The organism is Salipiger sp. ABF4_146, assembly GCF_056161345.1.
On sequence record NZ_JBSWYX010000008.1, the window covers coordinates 37,264 to 58,605 of the forward strand.

Consider the following 21,342-nt stretch of genomic DNA (forward strand, 5'->3'; position numbering starts at 1 on the left):
CACCATGAAATTCACTGCGACCGCGTTCCTGACGCTGACCACCGCGCTGGCCGGCGCCGCCTCGGCCGAGACTTGGGACATGCCGATGGCCTACCCGGCCAGCAACTACCACACCGAGAACGCCCAGACCTTCGCCGACGCGGTGGCAGAATGCACCGGTGGCGAGCTGGAGATCGTGATCCACGCGGGCGGCTCGCTGTTCAAGGGCGACGAAATCAAGCGCGCCGTGCAACTGGGCGAAGCGCAAATCGGCGAGCGCCTTCTGTCGGCGCATGCCAACGAAGATGCGGTCTTCGCCTACGACTCGATCCCCTTCCTCGCCACCTCTTTCGAGGCCTCGGAAGAACTACGCGCCGCCGCCGAGCCGACGCTGGCCAAAGTGCTCGAAGAGCAGAACATCGTGCCGCTCTACTCCGTGCCGTGGCCGCCGCAGGGCCTCTACTTCTCCAAGCCGGTCACCGAGCCTGCCGAGATGGAAGGCGTGAAATTCCGTGCCTACAACTCGATCACCGCCCGCGTCGCGGAACTTGCCGGCATGGTGCCGACGCAGGTCGAGGCCGCGGATCTGAAGCAGGCGCTGGCCACCGGTGTCGTCTCGGCGATGATCTCCTCTGGCTCGACCGGTGTCGACGAGAGCGTCTGGGAAGACATGACCAACTTCTACGACGTGAAGGCTTGGCTGCCGCGCAACACCGTCTTTGCCAACAAAGACGCGCTTGACGGGCTTTCAGACGAGGCCCGCACCTGCGTGCTGGACGAGGCTGAGGCCGCGCAGAGCCGCGGCGCCGAGAAGGCCGCCGAGCTGGCCGGCGGTTTTGTCGATACGCTGGCCGAGAACGGCATGGACGTGAACCCGCCGAGCGACGCGATCGTCGCCCGCCTGCAGGAGATCGGCGAGACGATGACTGCCGAGTGGATGGAAAACGCCGGCGAGAACGGCAGCGCCATCGTCGACGCCTACGAAGCCGAGTAAGGACAGCGCAACGCTGACAAGTGGCGTCCCGGTCCTGCCGGGGCGCCCCGGCGCCTTCCGCCCCCACGGATCGGTGCCGGTGTTGCGGGCCCCGCTATGACCTCTCATACGACCCCAGAAAAAGACCAAGAGACCACAGGAGGGCAGCCCATGCGCCGCATCTTGGACGGGATTTATGCCGCGTCGGGCTATGGCGCCGCGCTGTCGCTGATCGCCATTCTTTGCCTCGTCGTGGCGCAGATGGTCACCCGCTGGCTGGGCATCCTGCTGCCCGGCGGCGCCAATTACGCCGGCTACGCCATGGCCGCGGCCTCGTTCCTTGCGCTGGCCGATACCTTCCGCCGCAACGAGCATATCCGCGTCGGCATGCTGGTCGAACGCGGCGGCGCGTGGCGGCGCGGGATCGAGATCTGGTGTTATACCGCCGCCGCCGTGGTGGCGCTCTTCTTTGCGTGGTACGCGGTGCAGACGCCGATCCTCAGCCACAAGATCAATGACGTCAGCCAAGGGCAGGACGGCACGCCGCTGTGGATCCCGCAGATCGTCATGGCGGTCGGCGCGGTACTGCTGGCCGTGGCGGTGATCGACAGCCTGATCGGCCTGCTGTTCACCGACAGCATGGGCGTTGACCACCCGCGCGATCCGCTGCTGCGCGATGCACTTGGCTCGGTGAAGGCACGGCTCGTCCTTTTTGCGGCCTGCGCGCTGGTGCTTTACGCCGCCGTGCACCTGATGACCGGCTTCGACCGCGACGCGGTGGGGCTGAAGATCGGGGTCTTCCTCTTTGTGCTGTTCTTCTTGCTGGGTTCCGGCCTCTGGGTCGGGCTGGCGCTGATGGGCGTCGCTTATATGGGGATGATCGGCTTTACCCCGCGCAACCCCGGCAGCTCGATGAGCATCACCGTCTGGACCTCGGCCTCGAGTTGGACACTGACCTCGCTGCCGCTGTTCATCTGGATGGGCGAAATCCTCTACCGCACAAGGCTTTCCGAGGACATGTTCAAAGGCCTCGCGCCGTGGCTTTCGCGTTTTCCCGGCGGGCTGCTGCATTCCAACGTGGTGGGCTGCACGGTTTTCGCGGCGGTGTCCGGCTCATCGGCGGCGACGCTGACCACGGTGGGCAAGATGTCGATCCCCGAGCTGCGCAAGCGCGGCTACCCCGAGTTCATGATCGTCGGCACGCTGGCGGGTGCCGCGACGCTGGGCCTGATGATCCCGCCCTCGCTGACCCTCATCGTCTACGGTGTGACGGTGAAGCAGAGCGTCACCGGCCTGTTCATGGCGGGCGTCTTCCCCGGTCTGGTGCTGGCGACCATGTTCATGACCTATATCGCCATCTGGTCGATCCTGCGGCGCGATCAAGCGCCTGACCCGGAACCGTCGATGTCGTTTGGCGAGAAGCTGCGCGCCTCGACGCTGCTGATCCCGGTGATCGCGCTGATCCTCGTGGTAATCGGCTCGATGTACCTTGGCATCGCCACCGCCACCGAGGCCGCCGCGTTCGGGGTAATTGGCGCGCTGGTGCTGGCGATGTTGCAAGGCTCGCTCAGCTGGCAGGCGTTCCGCGAGAGCCTCTTCGGCGCCACCCGCACCTCGGCGATGATCGCGCTGATCCTGATGGGCGCGAGTTTCCTGACGCTGGCCATGGGCTTCACCGGCGTGCCACGCGCGCTGGCCGGGATCATCGCAGCATGGGATCTGTCGCCGGTGGCGCTGATCGCGGCGCTGACGGTGTTCTACATCATCATTGGCATGTTCCTCGACGGCATTTCGGCGGTGGTGCTGACCATGGCGATCATCGAGCCGATGATCCGGGCCGCAGGCATCGACCTGATCTGGTTCGGCATCTTCATCGTGGTGGTCGTGGAAATGGCGCAGATCACCCCGCCCGTGGGGTTCAACCTCTTCGTGTTGCAGGGGATGACCCGCCACGACATGAGCTACATCGCCCGCACCGCGCTGCCGATGTTCCTGATCATGGTGCTGATGGTGGGCGTGCTGGTGGCCTTCCCCGGCCTTGCCACATGGCTACCCCAGACGGTACAGGCCGCGCAGTGACATCCCGAGGGCCGGCGCGCCGGCCCTCGATTACCGGACAGGCTCTTGCATGACACCCTTCATCGGCATTCTCAGCCTCGACACGCGGTTTCCGCGCATCCTTGGCGATGCAGGCAACCCCGGCAGTTATCACCTGCCGGCGCGCGTGCGGGTGGTGCCCGGCGCCGGCAGCCCCGACATCGTCCGCGACGGACGCCCGGCGCCTGAACTGGTGACAGCTTTCCGCACCGCCGCCGAAGACCTTGCGTCCGAGGGCGCCTGCCTGATCACCTCTACCTGCGGGTTCCTGATCTCGGTCCAGCGCGAGATCGCCGCGACGCTTCCCATTCCCGTGGTGCTGTCGGGGCTGTGCCTGCTGCCGATGGTGCAGCAGATGACCGGCGGCCAGCCTGTCGGTGTGCTCACCGCCTCGGCCGCGGTGCTGGGGCCAGACGCGATCCGCGCTGCCGGTGCCGCACCCGACGCGGTGCGGATCGGTGGACTGCAGGACAGCGCGCTTTTTGCCCAGACCTTCCTCGTCGCGACGGACCGCCAGAACGCCGCCTTCGACATCGACACGATGCGGCGCGAGGTTTGTGCCGCCGCGGAGCGGCTGGTGGCGCACTCCCCCGAGATCGACGCCATCGTGCTGGAGTGCGGGAACCTGCCCCCCTATGCCGAAGCGATCCGCGAGGTCACCGGGCGCCCGGTCTTTTCGATCCTCGACGCGGCGCGGCTGGTCCAGCCTGCAGACACCTGACGCTTAAGACAGCTGGTCCGTCCCTGCCTCTGTCGATGGGCAGAGCGTGTCGATCTGCGACGGATCCTTCAGCACCGCCGCGAGAATGCCGCGCACGGCGGACCGGCGCAGCAGCGCCTGCCCTTCCTCATTGAACAGCCCCGGGCCGAAGTTCGTCGAAAAGGTCGCCTGATTGGCCACGTTGAAAAAGCTCATGGCGCTGATCTGCCAGTGCAGCGCCACGGGTGAGATATCGGGCAAGAACAGCCCCGCCGCGCAGCCTGCGCGGCAGATCTTCTCGACCACACCGATGGCGCGCTCGTTTTTCGCCGCCAGCGTCTGCATCTTCTTCATGTGCCGCGCTTCGTGGATGTTCTCGATCATCACGAGGCGGATAAACTCGGGGTTGCGGCGGTGGTGATCGAAGGTGAATTCCAGCAGCGCCTTCAGCGCCGCATCGGGCCGCAGCCCCTCGAGATCAAGCTCCGCTTCGCCTTCGCGCACCTCGGCGTAACACTCTTCAAGCACCGCCTCGTAGAGTGATTCCTTGTCTCCGAAGTAGTAGAAGATCATCCGTTTCGAGGTCGTCGTCTGCGCTGCGATGTCCTCGATTCGGGTTCCCGTCAGCCCGCGACGGGCGAACTCGCTGCGCGCGACGCGCAGGATATCGGCCTTCACAGCCTCGGGATTCTGCTTCCAGCCGCGTGACTTTGCACGGTTTTCTACAGGTCTCCCCATGTGTCCTCCTCACGTCCTCTGGATGCTCATCCTACATTTTTAACCCGCCGGTTCAATTGACTTGACAATTTAACTGGTGGGTACAATGCTGCGACAACTTGTCAGACACGCGAAGTTGGGGGGAGGCCGCTTTGGAGAACGCGCGAACAAGAGAAGACAGTTTGCTTGCCGGACTCATCGGTCAGGGCATCGCCCTGTCGCGCACCCCGCTGATGCAGATGGAAGAAGCGCGCGCGCAGGGGCTCTTCACCACCTACAAAAAGCTCGACATGGACGCGCCGCAGCGCAAGGACATGACGCTGGCGCAGATGGTTTCTGCCGCCGAAGCCGCGGGTTTTGACGGGCTCAACATCACCTATCCCTACAAGATCGAGGTGATCGAACTGCTCGATGAGCTGTCGGAGAACGCCCGCGCCGTCGGCGCGGTGAACACCGTGGTCTTTGAGAACGGCAAACGCATCGGCCACAACACCGATATGTGGGGCTTTGCCGAGAGCTTCCGCCGTGGCCTCGAAGGCGCCGATACGCGCCACGCGCTGCTGCTGGGTGCCGGCGGCGCAGGCGTCGCCGTGGCCCACGCGCTGGCCGATTGTGGTGTTGAGACACTGTCGATCTTTGATACCGATCCGGTGCGCGCCGAAGGTCTGGCCAAGCTGGTCGCCACCAACCGTCCGGGCACCAAGACGCAGGCTGTCAGCGACAGCGCCGCGCTCTTTGCCGAGGACAAGCCCAACGGCGTGGTGAACTGCACCCCCATGGGCATGGCCAAGCTGCCGGGCATGGCCATTGATGCCGATTTGATCGAAGCCGACCTCTGGGTCGCGGATATCGTGTATTTTCCGCTTGAGACCCAATTGATCGCGACCGCGCGCGCCAAGGGCTGCCGCGTCCTGCCCGGTTCGGGCATGGCCGTGTTCCAAGCGGTGCGCGCCTTCGAACTGTTCACCGGACGGCCCGCCGATCCGGTTCGCATGAAGGCGACATTCGACGCCTTCGACCTGGCCGCTGAAAAGACGGCCGACACGAAACGCTGAGGGAGGAATTCATGCGTTCTATCACAAAGACTCTGCTTGCTGTCACCGCACTCTGCGGCAGCCTCGCCGCCACCACCGCTGGCGCTCAGACGCTGCGCGTTGCGCACGTGGATCCCGATGAGTGGACCGGCTCGAAGAAAGGCGCCGCGGCGCAGATCTTCAAGAACATCGTCGAGGGCGAGTCGGATATGACCGTCGAGCTGTTCCCGGCGGGCGCGCTTGGCAACGAAGACGAACTGGTCGCGCAGGTGCAGGATAACCTGACGCAGGTCGCGCTGGTGTCTGGCGCCATGTCGAAGGTCTGCCCGGCGGCCTCGGTGCTGGATATTCCCTACACCTTCTCGTCGGCCACCATCGCATGGGACGTTCTGGACGGCGAGTTCGGCGACGCGCTTGCCGAGCATTGCCTCGAGCAGACCGGCCTGCGCACGCTGGCCTATGGGGAAACCGGCTTCCGCAACTTCACCAACAACACCCGCGAGATCAAATCGCCCGCGGATATGGAAGGCCTGAAGTTCCGCGTGCAGCCGATCCCGCTTTACGTTGAGATGGTCAAGGGCCTCGGCGGTGAGCCGACCCCGATCGCATGGACCGAACTGCCGAACGCGCTGTCGACCGGTGTTGTCGACGGTCAGGAAAACCCAGTTGGCGTGATCTACAACAACGGCCTGCACAAGCTGCAGCAGTACATGACCCTCGACGGTCACGTGTATGCCGCCGACTTCATCGTGATTTCGGACGAGTTCTACGACATGCTTGAGCCGGCGCAGCAGGAAGTTGTCGCCAAGGCCGCGCGCATCGCCGGCAACATGGGCCGCGCGATCCAGCAGTGGAACACCGCGCAGGGCGTGGGTGCCGTTCAGGAAGAAGGCATGCAGGTCTACGCACCGACCGCCGACGAGATTGCAGCCTTCGCCGAAAAGGCGCAACCTGCGGTCATCGAATACCTCCGCGGCGAGCTGGGTGACGATGCCGAGTGGATCGACCGTCTGCAGACCGCCGTCTCCGACGCCGCGCAGTAATCCGCGACCCCAAATGCCGGGCCGCGTCTTCGCGGCCCGGTTTTTCTTTACGGCCTGCCCCGCAGGTCCGCATTTTGGCCCGTGCGCTCGGGCCTTGTCTTCGGAGGAGCCACGATGGATCGTCTCACCCGTGCCGCGCGATGGTTTTTTGCCTTCGGCGCCGGCCTCAGCATGGCGCTGGTCTTTCTCATCATCTTCGTCAATTCGATCCGGCGCTATGCCATCGGCCGCTCTGTGCCGTGGGGCGAGGAACTGCCGATCTACCTGACGATCTACGGCGTGATGTTCGGCCTTGCGCTGGCCTATCTGAGCGACAGCCACATCCGCTTCACCGTGATCTCCGACATGATGCCCAAGCGCGTGCGCCATTGGGTGTTCGCCGCCGCCGACGTCATGGGCGTCGTCGCGGGCCTCGCGCTGGCCTATGCCGGGCATGTCTTCGCCCTGCGCCGCGGCGACGTCGACTCCTCGGGGCTGAAGGCCACCGCCGACGCGCTGGCGCAAAGCACCGGCATCGAAGCACTGGTCTGGCTCGGCAAGGTCGGCCCCTATCAATACGCCGTGGCCTTTGGCGGAGCGATCCTCGCCATCGCGGCGGCCCTGAAACTGATCCAGCGGCTGACCGGCCGCACGGAGGTCTGAGCCAATGGTCTACATCATTCTGATCGGCGGCCTGCTGGCCGGTGCCCCCATTGCCATCGCGATCATAGCGGCGCTGCTCTACTTCATGGCCACCGGCGAGGCGCCCTACACGCTGCGCATCGTGCCCACCGAGATCTACAAGGGTCTCAACTCCTTCCCGCTGCTGGCCATTCCGCTGTTCGTTCTGGCCGGCGAGCTGATGAACGAAAGCGGCATCACCGGCCGTATCATCGCATTTGCCAACGTTCTGGTGGGCCGCATGCGCGCCGGCCTCGCGCTGGTCAACATCTGGGCCTCGGTGATTTTCGCGGGCCTGTCGGGCTCCGCCGTGGCCGACACCTCGGCGATTGGCCGCGTGTTCATTCCCGAGATGGAAAAGCACGGCTATGACCGCAGCTTCGCCGCGGCGCTCACTGCAGCCTCCTCGGTGATCGGCCCGATCATCCCGCCGTCGATCCCGGTGATCATCTATGCGCTGATCGTCTCGGGCGTGTCGGTTCCGGCACTGTTCCTTGCGGGCGTGGTCCCCGGCATCCTGCTGGCGGTCTTTCTGTCGGGTTACGTCATGCTGACCGTCAAGGTAGACACCAGCAAACAGACCGGCGACCTCGGCGGGCCGTCCAACGGTAAAGCGCTGCTGCAGGGCATCCTGCCGCTGCTGATGCCGGTGCTGGTTGTGGGCTCGATCCTGATGGGCATCGTCACCCCGACCGAAGCCGCAAGCTTCGCCGTCGGCTATGCGCTGATCCTCGGCCTCTTCGTCTACCGCAACATCCGGCTCAAGGCCCTGCCCCGCATCTTCTCGGGCGCAATGCGCGACAGCGCGGTGATCCTGATCATCATCGCGGCGGTCTCGGCGGCGAACTGGCTGCTGACCTACAACCGCGTGCCCAACATGCTGACCGACTGGGTGCTGACCAACGTCGACAGCCAGACCACCTTCCTGCTGGCCGTGATCGTGCTCTTCCTTTTCGTGGGCCTGTTCCTCGAAGGTATCGCGGCAATGCTGGTGCTGGTGCCGATCCTGCATCCGATCGCCGTGTCGATGGGTGTTGATCCGACGCACTTCGGCATTCTGGTCATCTTCAACCTGATGATCGGCCTGATCACGCCGCCGCTTGGCTTGTGTCTGTTCGTCGCCGAAGGTGTGGCAAACGTCGGCATGGCGCGGCTTATCCGCTCGATCATGCCGTTCTTCTTCGTCGAACTGCTGGTGTTGTTCATCCTGACCTTCATGCCCGAAACGGTCATCTGGCTGCCGCGGGTACTTGGCTACTGAGGAGGGAATTCCCATGAAAACCGCGATTGCCACCGTCTCGATCTCGGGCACACTGCCCGAGAAGCTCGAGGCCATCGCCGCCGCCGGTTTCGACGGAGTGGAAATCTTCGAGCAGGACTTCATCGCCCATGACGGCGGCGCCCGAGAGGTCGGCCGGATGATCCGCGACCACGGGCTGGAGATCCCGCTGTTCCAGCCTTTCCGCGACTTCGAGTGCCTGCCCGAGCCGCTTCGCTCCAAGGCCTTCGACCGTGCCAAACGCAAGTTCGACGTGATGCAGGAACTGGGCACCGATCTGATCCTGATCTGCTCGTCGGTGCATCCGCGCAGCCTCGGCGGTATCCAGCGTGCGGCCGATGATCTGGCAGAGCTTGGCGAGATCGCCAAGGCCCGCGGCATCCGCGTCGGATACGAGGCGCTGGCATGGGGGCGGCACATCAACGATCACCGCGACGCGTGGGAAATCGTGCGCCAAGCCGACCATTCCAACGTCGGCATCATCCTCGACAGTTTCCACACGCTGGGCCGCAAGCTCGATCCTGAGTCGATCCGGTCGATCCCCGGCGAAAAGATCTTCTTTGTGCAACTGGCCGACGCCCCGGCGATCGAAATGGACCTGCTCTACTGGTCGCGACACTTCCGCAACATGCCCGGCGAGGGCGATCTGGACGTGAAGCGCTTCATGCAGGCGGTCATGGCCGCAGGGTACACCGGGCCGGTCAGCCTCGAGATCTTCAACGATCAGTTCCGCGGCAGCAACGCCCGCGCCACGGCGCAGGACGGCTATCGCTCACTTATCGCGCTCATGGACGACGTGCGCCGCGCCGAGCCCGAGACGAAGGTCGACATGCCCGTGATCCCGCCGCGTGTGCGCGCCGAGGACGTCAGCTTTGTCGAGTTCGCCGCGCGCGATGGCGAGGTCGAGACGCTGACCTCGATGCTGCGCACGCTGGGCTTTCGCAACGCCGCCACGCACCGCAACAAGGCGATCACGCTTTGGCAGCAGGGCGATGTGCGGATCGTGGTGAACTCGGAAACCGAGGGCCACGCCGCACATGTCTGGAACACACGTGGCCTCTCGGTCTGCGACATCGGTCTGCAGGTGTCCTCGGCGCATGACACGGTCGAACGCGCCACGGCGCTCGGCTCGCCGACCTTCTCGCAACCCACCGGCCCCGGCGAGTTGGCGATCCCGGCGATCCGCGGCCTTGGGGGCTCGGTGATGCATTTCATAGACGCCACCAGCGGCCTCGACGAGGTCTGGGACGTGGAATTCGAAGCCACCGCAGAGGCCGATGCCTCCGAGGCGGGCATCACCCATGTGGATCACCTCGCGCAGACCATGTCTTACGAGGACATGCTGAGCTGGACGCTGTTCTACAGCACGCTCTTCGACATGGAGAAATCGCCGATGGTCGATGTGATCGACCCGGACGGGCTGGTGCGCAGTCAGGTGGTGGAAAGCGACGCGGGGCGGCTCAAGATCACCCTCAACGGCGCCGAAACGCACCGCACGCTGGCGGGCCGCTTCCTTGCCTCGACCTTCGGCGCTTCGGTGCAGCACATCGCGCTGTCGACCGACGACATCTTCGCCAGCGTAGCGCAGATGCAGAAGCTCGGCTTCGAGCCGCTGCCGATCCCCGGCAATTATTACGACGATCTGGCAGCGCGGTTCGACATGCCCGAGGGGCTGCTGGAGCGTCTGCGGGCAGGGAATATTCTATACGACCGCGAGGGCGAGGCGGAGTTCTTCCAAGTCTACAGCCGCGCCTTCGCGGGCGGCATGTTCTTCGAAATCGTCCAGCGCGGGCCAGGCTACAAGGGATTCGGCGGGCCGAACGCGCCCTTCCGCATCGCCGCGCAAAAGCGCCTTGGGCCGAGCAAGGGCATCCCGCAGGCCTGAGCGCCGCACCGCAGCAAAGAGAGACGCCCGCCGCTTCATTCGGCGGGCGTTCTTATTTCTGGCGCCTTGGATCAGGTCTTCGAAAGGTTGGCGCGCGAAGAACTGCATGGGCCGTTTCTCTGAGGCATTGAGCAGCTGAGGTCCACCCTCTGCCCCCTCTTGCCGTTTCCCAGCACCGCTTTGACGAGCCCTGTCACCATAGCGTTGCGGTGCTCATCAACAGGTCTTGCACCGGGGCTTGCTTCGGGGCTCGTACGCGGGCTTGCCGCTTGGGCTTTGCGTCAGCCGCCGAAGGTCTCCATGAAAAGCCGTTTCACCGTCGCCGGATCGCAGGACAGCGCGATGTCGACCTCGGGACGTCCTGTGCAGCGCAGCGTGTTGCCGATCTCGGGGCCGTCCAGCGTCACCCGCAGCGGCGCGCGCTCGGTGCCGACGATATCGGGCATCACGCAGGCCATCACCGCAAGCGGATCGTGCAGCCCGCAGCCCTCCACCCCGACCGAGCGGTAGAAATCGAGGTAGAAGTGGCTCATCTCGCGCAGGAAAGCGCCGTGCGCCGGGTCGCGCCGTTCCAGTTCGGCAAAATCCTCGGCGACGAGCAGCACCTGCATCGTCACGTCCAGGCCCACCATGCAGATGTTCGCACCGCTCTGCAGCACGATGTCGAGCGCATGCGGATCGTGGTAGGTGTTGGCCTCGGCATGGGGGGAAATATTGCCCGGCGCGTCCAGTGCGCCGCCCATGAAGACGATCCGCTTCACATTGCCCGCGAACTCCGGGTCGAGACGGATGGCATCGGCGATATTGGTGATCGGGCCGATCGGGCACAGCACCAGCTCGCCCTTGTGCGTCCGCGCCATACGCACGAGGAACTCCGCCGCGCTTTCGTCGAGCTTGCGGCCTTTGGGGGTCATTTCGGGCAGACCGCCGAAGCCTTCGGGTCCATGCACGTGATGGCTGGGCGTCGCGGGCGGCAGGTCCAGCGCTTTGGCCGCGCCCTGCGCCACGGGAATGTCGAGCCCGGCGCGTTCGACAAGGTAGAGCGCATTGCGCGTCGCCTGTTCGACCGTGACATTGCCAAAAACCGTGGTGAGCCCCAGAAGGTCGATCTCGGGATGCGCCGCGGCGTAGAGGATGGCAAGGGCGTCATCGACGCCCGGGTCGGTATCGATAATGAGTTTCATGCGTCGGTCCAGCTTCGTGGGCGCCGGGCGGGCGAAGGCCGCGCGCCAGTCAATGTCGCACCGATCTACCGCGCCCCAGCAGACAGGGGAACCGGGAAATCTGCGCGCGAACAAATGCGCAGCGCCTAAGGGTATCGCGGGTGTGTTGGGAGGGGGTACGCGGCGATCCCAGGGAGGAGGAGAGGGATCGCCGCCAATTTCCGGAGCTCAGGGAGGAGGAGAGAGCCCCAGGAAACCCGTTGACGCATCGCTGCGTCATGAGAAGAAGCTAGCCAATGCTGCGCCGCCGCACAATGGTCAGCTTTGCAGACCTGTCCTGACGTGGCTGCATGGCAACAGGTCGGGGTGCCTTCCAGTGGACCCTTTGCCTGGGGGACATCGACTGGGGCTTCGACTGGGGGCATCGGCTGTCGCCCCTGGACCCCGCAGAAGTTCCGCCCCCGCAAGGTGCGGAGCGTTGGTCCAGATCCAGCCAAAGGCAATAGCCTCAGCACATCATGGCCGCCACCGCAGTCGCGCGTAACTGCTCATACAATGAGCAAATGCGCCGGGCAGGAACTGGAATGGCAGTTGCAGCGAAAAAAAACGCTACGCACGGGTTGCGCGATGATGCAGCGTTCTTAGCTAGCAGGGTGCGATATCCGGCCGCCCCAAACCCTCCCGCGGGGCGACCGGATCGCTGAAGATGGCCACTCCTCCCAAAGCGCCATCTTGCTGGTCGATCTGCTGAGCGCGCTGCGCCAGTGGACCGACCGGAATGTCGTGTCTGGGACACAACACATGAAGAATTGGTGACTGTCCAGTGATTTTTCACCGGCAGACGCGGCGTCACCGCCTTCTTTTTAAGCGCTCGGCGAGAAATCCAAGCGAAAGCAGAACACTCGCGGCGCCACGATTTTGCCGACCGATCCGCCCTCGGCGGTGGCAATCCCTGTGATCGCAGGGGTTTGAAAGCCGCGCGTCGAGGCCTATACCAAGGACGAGCCGCCACGGAGCGGCGAACGACCAAGCCTTGCTAGGAGCCCGGACCATGCCCAACCCCACCGCCGCCATGCTGGTCATCGGAGACGAAATCCTCGCCGGGCGCACCCGCGATTCGAACATGCACTATCTTGCGCAGGAGCTGACCAAGCACGGCGTCGATCTGCGCGAGGCGCGCATGGTCTCCGACGATCATGCCGCCATCGTCGCCGCCGTTACCACCCTGCGCGAGACCTATGATCACGTCTTTACCTCGGGCGGCATCGGGCCCACCCATGACGACATCACTGCCGACGCCGTGGCAAATGCCTTCGGCGCCTCGATTGGTGTGCGGCAGGACGCTTATGATCTTCTGGCGGCGCATTACGAACGCTCCGGGCGCGAGTTCAATGAGGCGCGCCAGCGCATGGCGCGCATCCCGGAAGGCGCCACGCTGATCGACAACCCGGTGTCGATCGCGCCCGGTTTCACCCTTGGCAACGTGCACGTCATGGCCGGGGTGCCCTCGGTGTTCGAGGCGATGCTTGCGTCTGTTCTGCCCAAGCTGACCGGCGGCGCGCCGCTGCTGTCGCAATCGCTGCGGATTGAGCGCGGAGAGGGCGAGATCGCCGGGCCGCTGGCCAAGCTGGCCGCCGACTTCGCCGATCTTTCCATTGGCTCCTACCCGTTCCAGAAAGATGGCATTTACGGCGCGAACATCGTCATCCGGGGCGCCGACGGCGCGCGGGTCGATGCGGCGATGACGCGCCTTGCCGAGCTCTTTCCGCAAGGCTAGCGGCAGCGATTGCCCTCGTCCGCCGCAGCCGCCATAGATGGAGCCAACGACGTAACCCGTACCGGCCGCGCCGCCGCCAGAGTGCCCAGATGACGCCAGACCTGCCCAGTCTCTACGCCACGATAGATGCCACATGGCCCGCCGCATCCAAGGTGGCCGCGGGCCCCTGGCTGCTAAGGCAGGGCGGCGGCGGCGGCAAACGGGTGTCGTGCATCACCGCCGAGGATGGCTGGAGCCCCGACGATCTGCAGGCCGCCGAACAGGCGCAGCGGATGATGCAGCAGCAGCCGCTGTTCATGATCCGCGCTGGTGAGACCGCGCTTGACGTGGCGCTTGAATCGCGCGGCTACGAGGTGATCGACCCGGTCAATATCTGGGCCTGCCCGATCACCCGGCTGACCGAGACGCCGCCGCACCGGATGAGCGCGTTTTCGCTGTGGGAGCCGCTCGCCGTGATGCGCGAGATCTGGGCGTCGGGCGGGATCGGGCCGTCGCGTGTGGCGGTGATGGAACGCGCCGAGTGCCGCAAGACCGGGCTTTTTGGGCGGGTGTCGGACAAGCCCGCAGGGGCGGGCTATTGCGGCCTCCACGATGGCATCGCCATGGTGCATGCGCTCGAGGTTCTGCGCGCCCATCGCGGCAAGGGCGTGGGCAAGGCGATGATGCGCCGGGCGGCACTCTGGGCCGAGGAGCGCGGCGCGAAATGGATGTCTGTGGTCTGCCTTGAAGACAACGCTGCGGCGAACGGCCTCTATGCTTCCCTCGGGATGGTGCTTGTGGGACAGTACCATTATCGCATCCAGCCCGGGATCTGAGCGCATGACCAAGGACCTGCCCACCGCCCTCGACCTGCCGATGGTCGACCCGCTGCCAGAGCGCACGCAGAAATACTTCGATGTCTGCCAAGACAAGCTTGGCATGGTGCCGAATGTCCTGAAGGCCCATGCTTTCGACATCGCCAAGCTCGACGCGTTCACCGCGATCTACAACGAACTGATGCTGGCGGACTCGGGGCTGTCAAAGCTGGAACGCGAGATGATCGCGGTGGTGGTCTCGTCGATCAACCGCTGCTTCTATTGCCTCACCGCCCATGGTGCCGCCGTGCGCGATCTCTCGGGCGATCCGCAGCTGGGCGAGATGCTGGTGATGAACTGGCGCGTCGCCGACCTGCCGCACCGCCAGCGCGCCATGCTGAGCTTTGCCGAGAAGATGACCAAGAACAGCGCCGAGATCGCCGAGTACGACCGCGAGGCGCTGCGCGACGCGGGCTTCTCTGAGCGCGACATCTGGGACATCGCCAATGTGGCGGGCTTTTTCAACATGACCAACCGGGTGGCCAGCGCCACCGATATGCGACCGAATGACGACTACCACGCGCAGGCGCGCTAAGCGCCTCCTCCCTGCCCTCGCGCTGGCGCTGCTGCCCGCAGTCCCGGCGGCGGCGCTCAATCTGGAACTGCCGCCCACTGCCCGGCTGACCGAAGAGCGCATCACCGACCCCGGCAGCTATGCCGTGCCGATCGCCCCTTGGACCGAGATGGAAGGCTTGCCCACCACTGCCGTCGAGGGGCGCGTGCAGCGACAGGCGTGGCGGCTCGACGCCTCGGGCCTGACGGTGCTGCAGATCGTCGATCCGCTGCGCAGCCAATTGCAGGCGGCGGGCTGGGACATCCTACTGGACTGCGACACGCGGGCCTGCGGCGGCTTTGACTTTCGCTTCGCGACCGAGGTGATGCGTGGTCCGGCGATGTATGTCGACCTGACCGCCTTTCGCTTTGTGTCGGCGCGCGGTCCCGACGGCGAGGTGTTGACCGCGCTGGCCAGCCGCGGCCCCGCCGCCGGGTTCCTGCAATTGATCCGGGTCACGCCCCTGGCAGAGCAGACGCCGCCCCCGTCCGCCACCGAAACCGCAGCGACGGACAGCGGCGCCGAGCCCCTTCCAGAAGCTCCGGTGGTCGCCACCGCCGGGCGGGACCTGATCGACACGCTTGAAGAACAGGGCCACGCGATCCTGCGCGATCTTGCCTTTGCCTCGGGCGATGACGCGTTGGAAGAGGGGTCGATCGACTCGCTCGACCGGCTTGCCGTGTTCCTGAGGGAAGACCCGGCGCGGCGTGTGCTTTTCGTCGGACATACCGATGCCACCGGCTCGGCCGAAGCGAATGTCGCCATTTCGCGGCAGCGCGCCAATGCCGCGCGCAGCTACCTGCGAACGCGCCACGACATTCCGCCCGAGCAGATGGAGGCCGATGGCGCTGGCTATCTCGCCCCTGTGGCGAGCAATCTTATCGAAGAAGGCCGGGAAGCGAACCGCCGGGTCGAAGTGGTGCTCTTGCCGGCGGTCGAATAATCGCCGCCCGGGCGTCGGGGGGCTCGCGCCTCAGGGCACCAGATCGCCGACACGCCCGGAAACCGGCGCGCCCTGCTCGCGCAGGACCTTGTCCAGATACGCTTCGAACTGCATGGCAAGCTCTCGCGCTGCGCCACCAACCTCGGTGCGCGAGACCACCACGCGGCGCTCGGAATCGTAGTCGGGCAACACGCGGGTCAGACGCCCCACTCCCAGATCCCGCGCCACAACGTAATCCGGCAGGCAGGCGATCCCGAGACCGGCGAGGCAGGCTTCGAGCACAGTGCGCGTGTCGGCCAGTTCGATCCGGCGTTCGGTGGTCACCGGTGTCACCGCGCCGCGACGGTCGGTCAGCGTCCAGATCACGCTCTCCTGCTCCGCGGGCAGATGCAGCAGCCGGTGGCTCGCCAGATCGCTGGCGCTGTCGGGCCGGCCTTGGGTTGCAAGATAGAGCGAGGAGGCCACGACCACATGCGTGCTGACCGCCAGCGGGCGGCCCTCCATGTCCTCGCCGGTCTCGTTTGACAGGCTCAGGTCGCAGTCCTCGGTGCCCGGCGCTTCGAACACGATCGAGGCGTCGGGGTGCGAGGTCAGAAAACGCCCAAGCCGCGGCAGGATCATGTGCTCGACCAGTTCGGCCGGGGCCGAGACCCGGAGCGCGGCCTGCTGCGGCTCTGCCAGAGCGCGCGCGCAGGTGTCGGCCCAATCCGCCTCGGCCAGCAGTTGCCGGGTCCAGCGATAATAATGGTTGCCTTCGGTGGTCGGGCGAACCTGCCGTGTGGTGCGTTCGAATAGCTTTAGCCCAAGTCGCCGTTCAAGCGCCGCGACATTCTTTGACACCGCCGCTTTCGACATACCGAGCGCTTCTGCTGCAGCGGTGAACCCGCCGTGATCCATCACATGCGTGAACGCGCGCAACTCGGCAAACTTATCCATTCCGACTCTCCAACAACCTTCGGGGCTATTCTCCCGCCGCGGCTTATGTAGTCTAGACGACAGTTTTTCAACATTGTTAATTACAGTGTTACTGACAATGTCATGGACTTTCCTTAAATGTGCCGTAATCTCAGTCACATGAGCCACAAACCTACCCGCCACCGCAGCAAGGAAGAGAAAAGCGCCGCCACACGGGCCCGGCTGATTTCCGCCGCCCGCCGCCTTTTCGATGAGCAGGGCTACCACAATGTCTCGGTTACCGAGATCGCCCGCGCCGCTGGTGTGACCCACGGCATGATCCACGTCTACTTCCATTCGAAGGCCGGGCTGCTTTACGCGCTGATCCAAGACAATAACGCCGCGCAGATAGATGAGCTTTCGGGTTCGCTGAACAGCTGTGCGACATTCGAAGACAAGCTGCGCCACATCGTGACCGTCTACACCGAGCATGATCTGGAAGATCCACAGCTCATGGCGGTGATGCAGGGATACTACTGGCAGTGGCCCGTCGCCACCGAGGCGGACAATCGCGAGCAGTTGCGGCAGGCTTTAGCGCCGCTGTGGCAGGCATTGCGCGACGAACCGCGCTTTGCGCAGTGCAGCGACGAGCAACTCGACGATGCGGTCGATACGTTCTACGCGATCTACTCCCACGGGCTGCGGCCCGCGGTTTATAATGATGCCACCGCCGCGGCCTGTGCCGAGCGGATCATCACGCGCGCGCGGCTACTCTTCGATGGCCTGTCCTTGCACGTGTCGGGCGCCGCCGCCCCGGCCCAGTTGAATGCGCGAAATAGCGGCGCGGCATAAAAAACGCCCCGGCAGAACCGGGGCGCAGGTTGGCTTGAAAAGATCAGCCTGAGGAAAACACACTCACCAGTTCTGCGGTCCCTTGTCGACAAAGGCGTGGACAAGGAAATCGATGAACGCGCGGACTTTTGGCTGGGTAAACCGGCCCGGCGGGTAGACCGCGTAGATGCCCTGCGTCTCGACCGGAAGGTCCGGAATGGCATCCTCGACCAGCCCCTGCTTCATCGCGTCGGCATAGAGGTACGAGGGCAGATAGGCGATCCCCAGCCCTGCGATACAGGCGTTCAGCAGCGACTGGCCGTCATTCACCGACAGCCAGCCCGCCGTACGCACCTGCCGCTTTTCGCCTGACGGCGCGGTGACCTTCCAGACGTTGCCCGAGGATTGGTTGGAATAGTGCAGCAGCTTGTGCTCGTTCAGATCGTCGATGCGCATGGGGCGCCCGAACTTCTGAAAATACGAGGGCGACGCGATCATCCGCTTGGTGGTGTCGGTCAGCTTGCGGGCGCGCAGCGTGCTGTCTTCCAACTCGCCGATCCGGACCGCCATGTCGAAGCCTTCCGAGATCAGTTCGACATAGCGATTGTTGAGCACCATGTTGACGGTGATATCGGGAAATTCAGCAAGGAATTCGCCCAGCACCGGGCTGAGGTGGTTCACCCCGAAATCCGTGGCGACGGAGATCCGGAGCAGGCCAGAGGGCGCCGATTGCATCGATGTGACCAGCGCATCGGCCTCGCCCGCATCGTTCAGCACCCGGCGGGCACGGTCATAATAGGCCAGACCGATCTCGGTCGGCGAGACGCGGCGCGTCGTGCGGTTCAGCAGGCGGGCGCCGAGCCGGGCCTCGAGCGACGACACGTGTTTCGAGACGGCGGACTTCGAGATTCCCATCTTCTTGGCCGCGTCCGTGAACCCGCCTTGGTCCACGACCATGGCAAAGGCCTCCATTTCGGTCAGTCGATCCATACCCGTCACCTCGTTATGCGCGTCTGACCTTGGTATCGCGCCGGATTGGGGCAGGACTTGGACAGTGCGGAGACAATATCGGGGTTTTAGCGGGCACTGTGCCTGTCCACGAAACCCGGCGGTAAAATGTGCCGAAGCACTGTTTCCGGGCTTAAGACGACGCCGCCCGCTGAGGCTTTGCCCGACACAATCCTCGCCTTCCTGCAAGATATCCAAGTCGCGCGCCGCGCCAAATACGACGGTCCTGCGGCGCGTCGGCGGACCGCCGAAGCACAAGCCGCGGGTTCGGCACGGCGGCTGGCCGCAAAAAGACCGCGCCGGAAGAACCGACGCGGCCAGTGGTCACAAGGCGGTACGGAAGGGTCAGGCCGCCTTGCGATCATGTTGACCTTCTTCGACCTCCTCGACGATTTTCGAGACGAAGGCCTTCAGGTCGTTCGGATTACGGCTGGTGATGATGCCCTTGTCGCAGGCCACCTCTTCGTCCACCCAATCGCCACCGGCATTCACCACGTCGGTCTTGATCGAGTGGAACGAGGTCACCTCGCGCCCTTTCACGATGCCGGCCTCGACCAGCACCCACGGGCCGTGGCAGACAGCCGCGATCACCTTGCCCTCGTTGTGGAAATCTTTGACGAGGTTGATCACGTCGGCGTCCGCGCGCAGCAGGTCAGGGTTGATCTGGCCACCGGGGATCACCAGCGCGTCGTAGTCGTGCGAGTTGATGTCCGAGACCTTGGCGTCGGCCTCGGCCTCACGACCCCAGTCCGTGCCTTCCCAGCCTTTGATGCTCTGGCCGTCGAGCGTGGCGACGTGAACGTCGGCACCCTTCACGCGCAGTTGGTCACGCGGGAATTCCAGTTCCGACTGCTCGAAACCATTGGTGGAAATGATCAGGATCTTTGCGTTGCTGATGGCGGTCATGAGTTGCCTCCTTCCATCTGTCTTGCGATGCGGCGCCATATGTGGCGCGTCTGAAGGTGCAACGGGATCGCCCCGCCGCCTGTTCCGAATTTCGCGGACACGGGTTTTTGAAGGCGATCTGGGAACCGGAGGCACCATGGCCCCCCGGCAGACGCGGCGCGCCATTGAGACAGCTGCGCGTCAGGCGCGGGCGCTGCGGGCCCACGGCTCGGCCCCCTTCACGTCGACAAAGACGCGGTACACGGAACCGGTGGCGGTGATGTACATGCGCTGCCCGTCCGGTCCGCCGAAGCAAAGATTGGCCACCACTTCGGGCACGAGAATCTTGCCCAGCAGCGTGCCGTCGGGCGCGAAGCAATGCACCCCGTCGCCGGCCGAGGACCACAAATTGCCCTCCACATCGCAGCGCATGCCGTCGGGCAGCCCACAGTCGAGCGTGGCAAAATCGCCGAGCGGAGACACGCTGCCAGCCGCAACCGCAAACTGCCGGATCACCGGCGGAACGCTGTCGTCATGGCTCGAGCCGCTTTCGGCGACATATAGAACGGACTCGTCGGGCGAGAAGCACAGGCCGTTGGGTTGCGCGAAATCCGAGATCACCGGCTCCGGCGCACCGCCCTCGGGCGGAATGCGAAAGACATGGCGGGCGGATTGCTCGGGCTCGGCGCGGTTGCCCTCGAAATTCGAGATGATGCCGTAGGTCGGATCGGTGAACCACACGGCGCCGTCGCGGCTCACCACCACATCGTTCGGTGAGTTGAGCGGTTTTCCCTGATACGTTGCGGCCAGCACGCTGAGCGACCCATCGTATTCGGTCCGCACCACGTCCCGCGCGCCGTGCCGACATCCCACCAGACGCCCCCAGGGATCGCGGGTGTTGCCATTGTTGAACTGGCTCTGCTCGCGGAAGACGCTCAGCCCCTGCCCCTCGGTCCACTGGTACAAGGTCTGCGAGGGGATCTCGGAGAAGATCAGCGCATTGCGATCACCGAACCAGACCGGCCCCTCGGTCCATGTGAACCCGGTACACAGCTGTTCGAGCTTGCCCATCGGGTGCACGAGGCGGCGGAACCTCTCGTCATGAATCTCCAGATGCTCAGGCGTGCGGATCATCGCGGGACTCTCCTCGTGCTGGCGGCAATGACGATGCCGATGATGATGAGACCGGTCAGCACCATGCGCACCCCGGCGCCCGCGCCGTAAGAGTTGAGCATGGAGACAACGAGAAACATGAAGAGCGACGCGCCCCAGACGCCGGGCACGTTGGAAAAGCCCCCGGCGATGGAGGTGCCGCCGATGACCACCACGGCGATCGACATCAGCAGGTATTCCGCCCCCATGTTGAGCGCCGCGCCGCCCGAGAAGCTGGCCAGCAGGTAGCCCGCGATTGCAGCAAAGACGGTGACGGCCACATAGGTGGCGGCACGCACCGCCTCGACGGGAACGCCTGCCAGCCGCGCGGCGCGCAGGTTCTGCCCCGAGGCGAGCAGCCAGCGCCCCCAGACCGAGCGTTCCAGCAGCACCCAGATCAGGATCGACAGGCCCAGCCCCACCAGCGCCACGTTGGGAATCCCAAGCGTGCGCCCGGTGGCAAACTCGGCCAGCCCGGCGGGCGGCTTGATGCGCAGGCCGCGGTTCGACCAGATTGCCAGCGACTGATAGACCAGCGAGGCGGCGAGCGTTGCGATGATCGGCGGCAGGCGCAGCAGGTAGATCAGCGCAAAATTCGCCAGCCCGGTGCCAAGCCCCACGAGCACCGCCACGCCCAGCCCCATCCACGCCGTGCCGGGGTCCGAGCCCATGGCCTTCAGCGCCAAGGTGCCCGACAGCGTCATGGTGGCCGGGATCGACAGGTCCACATTGCCCGGCCCGAGCGTGATCACCAGCATCTGTCCAAGCCCCACGATGGCGGCAAAAGCCCCGAAGCTGAGTGCGGCGTAGGCCAGTTCTCCGGCGCCGCGCCCCTCGGTCAGCGCGACGGTCAGCGCGAAGGCAGCGACGGCGGCGACCCAGGACCAGAGCCAGGGTTTCTGTATCAGTTTCATG

20 protein-coding genes and 1 pseudogene are annotated in these 21,342 nt (G+C 65.0%); 14 read left to right on the forward strand and 7 right to left on the reverse strand.

What is annotated here, in order from left to right; genetic code table 11:
* The first annotated feature begins 4 nt into the window (after nt 1–4).
* The 4 genes and pseudogenes from ACXAJT_RS12905 to ACXAJT_RS12920 all read left to right on the forward strand — a co-directional run bounded on the left by ACXAJT_RS12905 (nt 5) and on the right by ACXAJT_RS12920 (nt 3,770).
* A complete protein-coding gene (locus ACXAJT_RS12905; protein WP_475235860.1) occupies nt 5–973 on the forward strand; it encodes a TRAP transporter substrate-binding protein in 969 nt (322 codons plus the stop codon).
* 150 nt (nt 974–1,123) lie between these two features.
* Nucleotides 1,124–1,567: pseudogene (locus ACXAJT_RS12910) on the forward strand (TRAP transporter small permease); the annotation flags it as partial.
* A 138-nt stretch (nt 1,568–1,705) separates the two neighbouring features.
* Entirely contained in the window at nt 1,706–3,031 is a 1,326-nt protein-coding gene (locus tag ACXAJT_RS12915; RefSeq protein ID WP_475236183.1) for a TRAP transporter large permease, read from the forward strand.
* Between the two features lie 49 nt (nt 3,032–3,080).
* Nucleotides 3,081–3,770, forward strand: coding sequence for an aspartate/glutamate racemase family protein (locus ACXAJT_RS12920; protein WP_475235862.1), 690 nt, complete (start codon nt 3,081–3,083; stop codon nt 3,768–3,770).
* Between the two features lie 3 nt (nt 3,771–3,773).
* Here the strand turns inward: ACXAJT_RS12920 and ACXAJT_RS12925 are convergent, their stop codons facing one another.
* Nucleotides 3,774–4,487 (reverse strand): TetR/AcrR family transcriptional regulator, encoded by a 714-nt coding sequence (locus ACXAJT_RS12925; protein ID WP_475235864.1) that lies wholly within the window; start codon nt 4,485–4,487, stop codon nt 3,774–3,776.
* A 131-nt stretch (nt 4,488–4,618) separates the two neighbouring features.
* On the opposite strand from ACXAJT_RS12925, the gene ACXAJT_RS12930 reads away from it, so the two are divergent.
* The 5 genes from ACXAJT_RS12930 to ACXAJT_RS12950 all read left to right on the forward strand — a co-directional run bounded on the left by ACXAJT_RS12930 (nt 4,619) and on the right by ACXAJT_RS12950 (nt 10,367).
* Entirely contained in the window at nt 4,619–5,521 is a 903-nt protein-coding gene (locus tag ACXAJT_RS12930) for a shikimate dehydrogenase (RefSeq protein ID WP_475235866.1), read from the forward strand.
* A gap of 11 nt (nt 5,522–5,532) precedes the next feature.
* Nucleotides 5,533–6,543, forward strand: a complete 1,011-nt coding sequence (gene dctP / locus ACXAJT_RS12935) for a TRAP transporter substrate-binding protein DctP (RefSeq protein WP_475235867.1) — start codon at nt 5,533–5,535, stop codon at nt 6,541–6,543.
* Nucleotides 6,544–6,657: 114 nt separating this feature from the next.
* Nucleotides 6,658–7,185, forward strand: coding sequence for a TRAP transporter small permease (locus ACXAJT_RS12940; RefSeq protein WP_475235870.1), 528 nt, complete (start codon nt 6,658–6,660; stop codon nt 7,183–7,185).
* Between the two features lie 4 nt (nt 7,186–7,189).
* The gene (locus tag ACXAJT_RS12945; RefSeq protein WP_475235874.1) at nt 7,190–8,464 is read left to right on the forward strand and encodes a TRAP transporter large permease; all 1,275 of its coding nucleotides are present in this window, start codon (nt 7,190–7,192) and stop codon (nt 8,462–8,464) included.
* Nucleotides 8,465–8,477: 13 nt separating this feature from the next.
* The gene (locus ACXAJT_RS12950) at nt 8,478–10,367 is read left to right on the forward strand and encodes a bifunctional sugar phosphate isomerase/epimerase/4-hydroxyphenylpyruvate dioxygenase family protein (RefSeq protein ID WP_475235877.1); all 1,890 of its coding nucleotides are present in this window, start codon (nt 8,478–8,480) and stop codon (nt 10,365–10,367) included.
* Between the two features lie 281 nt (nt 10,368–10,648).
* On the opposite strand, the gene ACXAJT_RS12955 is transcribed toward ACXAJT_RS12950, so the two are convergent.
* Entirely contained in the window at nt 10,649–11,551 is a 903-nt protein-coding gene (locus ACXAJT_RS12955; RefSeq protein ID WP_475235879.1) for a nucleoside hydrolase, read from the reverse strand.
* 1,030 nt (nt 11,552–12,581) lie between these two features.
* Here ACXAJT_RS12955 and ACXAJT_RS12960 point away from each other — a divergent pair.
* From ACXAJT_RS12960 to ACXAJT_RS12975, 4 genes are all read left to right on the forward strand, one after another.
* A complete protein-coding gene (locus ACXAJT_RS12960) occupies nt 12,582–13,307 on the forward strand; it encodes a competence/damage-inducible protein A (RefSeq protein ID WP_475235881.1) in 726 nt (241 codons plus the stop codon).
* Nucleotides 13,308–13,396: 89 nt separating this feature from the next.
* Nucleotides 13,397–14,122, forward strand: coding sequence for a GNAT family N-acetyltransferase (locus ACXAJT_RS12965; RefSeq protein ID WP_475235882.1), 726 nt, complete (start codon nt 13,397–13,399; stop codon nt 14,120–14,122).
* A 4-nt stretch (nt 14,123–14,126) separates the two neighbouring features.
* Entirely contained in the window at nt 14,127–14,696 is a 570-nt protein-coding gene (locus ACXAJT_RS12970) for a peroxidase-related enzyme (RefSeq protein WP_475235884.1), read from the forward strand.
* Nucleotides 14,668–15,657 carry an OmpA family protein gene (locus tag ACXAJT_RS12975; RefSeq protein ID WP_475235886.1) on the forward strand — a complete coding sequence of 330 codons (990 nt, stop codon included), beginning with the start codon at nt 14,668–14,670 and terminating at the stop codon, nt 15,655–15,657. Before ACXAJT_RS12970 ends, ACXAJT_RS12975 begins: the two co-directional genes overlap by 29 nt.
* 30 nt (nt 15,658–15,687) lie before the next feature.
* On the opposite strand, the gene ACXAJT_RS12980 is transcribed toward ACXAJT_RS12975, so the two are convergent.
* Entirely contained in the window at nt 15,688–16,593 is a 906-nt protein-coding gene (locus ACXAJT_RS12980) for a LysR family transcriptional regulator (RefSeq protein ID WP_475235887.1), read from the reverse strand.
* Between the two features lie 138 nt (nt 16,594–16,731).
* Between ACXAJT_RS12980 and ACXAJT_RS12985 the strand changes: the two genes are divergently transcribed.
* On the forward strand, nt 16,732–17,403 hold the full coding sequence (locus ACXAJT_RS12985; RefSeq protein WP_475235888.1) for a TetR/AcrR family transcriptional regulator: 672 nt from the start codon (nt 16,732–16,734) through the stop codon (nt 17,401–17,403).
* Between the two features lie 63 nt (nt 17,404–17,466).
* Here ACXAJT_RS12985 and ACXAJT_RS12990 read toward each other — a convergent pair whose 3' ends face one another.
* The 4 genes from ACXAJT_RS12990 to ACXAJT_RS13005 all read right to left on the reverse strand — a co-directional run bounded on the left by ACXAJT_RS12990 (nt 17,467) and on the right by ACXAJT_RS13005 (nt 21,341).
* A complete protein-coding gene (locus ACXAJT_RS12990) occupies nt 17,467–18,372 on the reverse strand; it encodes a LysR family transcriptional regulator (RefSeq protein WP_475235889.1) in 906 nt (301 codons plus the stop codon).
* Between the two features lie 363 nt (nt 18,373–18,735).
* Nucleotides 18,736–19,296: a type 1 glutamine amidotransferase domain-containing protein gene (locus tag ACXAJT_RS12995; protein WP_475235891.1), complete on the reverse strand. Its 561-nt coding sequence runs from the start codon at nt 19,294–19,296 to the stop codon at nt 18,736–18,738.
* Between the two features lie 180 nt (nt 19,297–19,476).
* Complete coding sequence (locus tag ACXAJT_RS13000; RefSeq protein ID WP_475235893.1) at nt 19,477–20,409, reverse strand: SMP-30/gluconolactonase/LRE family protein; 933 nt, start codon at nt 20,407–20,409, stop codon at nt 19,477–19,479.
* Nucleotides 20,406–21,341 (reverse strand): ABC transporter permease, encoded by a 936-nt coding sequence (locus tag ACXAJT_RS13005; protein WP_475235894.1) that lies wholly within the window; start codon nt 21,339–21,341, stop codon nt 20,406–20,408. The genes ACXAJT_RS13000 and ACXAJT_RS13005 overlap by 4 nt, the downstream gene beginning before the upstream one ends.
* Nucleotide 21,342: the final 1 nt, after the last annotated feature.

Excerpts from the sequence above, each read along its gene's own strand:
- ACXAJT_RS12985 (WP_475235888.1), top strand. The coding sequence starts at position 16,732 with ATGAGCCACAAACCTACCCGCCACCGCAGCAAGGAAGAGAAAAGCGCC.
- ACXAJT_RS12975 (WP_475235886.1), top strand. The coding sequence starts at position 14,668 with ATGACGACTACCACGCGCAGGCGCGCTAAGCGCCTCCTCCCTGCCCTC.
- ACXAJT_RS12915 (WP_475236183.1), top strand. The coding sequence starts at position 1,706 with ATGACCGGCTTCGACCGCGACGCGGTGGGGCTGAAGATCGGGGTCTTC.
- dctP (WP_475235867.1), top strand. The coding sequence starts at position 5,533 with ATGCGTTCTATCACAAAGACTCTGCTTGCTGTCACCGCACTCTGCGGC.
- ACXAJT_RS12940 (WP_475235870.1), top strand. The coding sequence starts at position 6,658 with ATGGATCGTCTCACCCGTGCCGCGCGATGGTTTTTTGCCTTCGGCGCC.
- ACXAJT_RS12920 (WP_475235862.1), top strand. The coding sequence starts at position 3,081 with ATGACACCCTTCATCGGCATTCTCAGCCTCGACACGCGGTTTCCGCGC.
- ACXAJT_RS13005 (WP_475235894.1), bottom strand. The coding sequence starts at position 21,341 with ATGAAACTGATACAGAAACCCTGGCTCTGGTCCTGGGTCGCCGCCGTC.
- ACXAJT_RS12995 (WP_475235891.1), bottom strand. The coding sequence starts at position 19,296 with ATGACCGCCATCAGCAACGCAAAGATCCTGATCATTTCCACCAATGGT.
- ACXAJT_RS12980 (WP_475235887.1), bottom strand. The coding sequence starts at position 16,593 with ATGGATAAGTTTGCCGAGTTGCGCGCGTTCACGCATGTGATGGATCAC.
- ACXAJT_RS13000 (WP_475235893.1), bottom strand. The coding sequence starts at position 20,409 with ATGATCCGCACGCCTGAGCATCTGGAGATTCATGACGAGAGGTTCCGC.
- ACXAJT_RS12990 (WP_475235889.1), bottom strand. The coding sequence starts at position 18,372 with ATGGATCGACTGACCGAAATGGAGGCCTTTGCCATGGTCGTGGACCAA.
- ACXAJT_RS12945 (WP_475235874.1), top strand. The coding sequence starts at position 7,190 with ATGGTCTACATCATTCTGATCGGCGGCCTGCTGGCCGGTGCCCCCATT.
- ACXAJT_RS12970 (WP_475235884.1), top strand. The coding sequence starts at position 14,127 with ATGACCAAGGACCTGCCCACCGCCCTCGACCTGCCGATGGTCGACCCG.
- ACXAJT_RS12925 (WP_475235864.1), bottom strand. The coding sequence starts at position 4,487 with ATGGGGAGACCTGTAGAAAACCGTGCAAAGTCACGCGGCTGGAAGCAG.
- ACXAJT_RS12905 (WP_475235860.1), top strand. The coding sequence starts at position 5 with ATGAAATTCACTGCGACCGCGTTCCTGACGCTGACCACCGCGCTGGCC.
- ACXAJT_RS12955 (WP_475235879.1), bottom strand. The coding sequence starts at position 11,551 with ATGAAACTCATTATCGATACCGACCCGGGCGTCGATGACGCCCTTGCC.
- ACXAJT_RS12950 (WP_475235877.1), top strand. The coding sequence starts at position 8,478 with ATGAAAACCGCGATTGCCACCGTCTCGATCTCGGGCACACTGCCCGAG.
- ACXAJT_RS12965 (WP_475235882.1), top strand. The coding sequence starts at position 13,397 with ATGACGCCAGACCTGCCCAGTCTCTACGCCACGATAGATGCCACATGG.
- ACXAJT_RS12960 (WP_475235881.1), top strand. The coding sequence starts at position 12,582 with ATGCCCAACCCCACCGCCGCCATGCTGGTCATCGGAGACGAAATCCTC.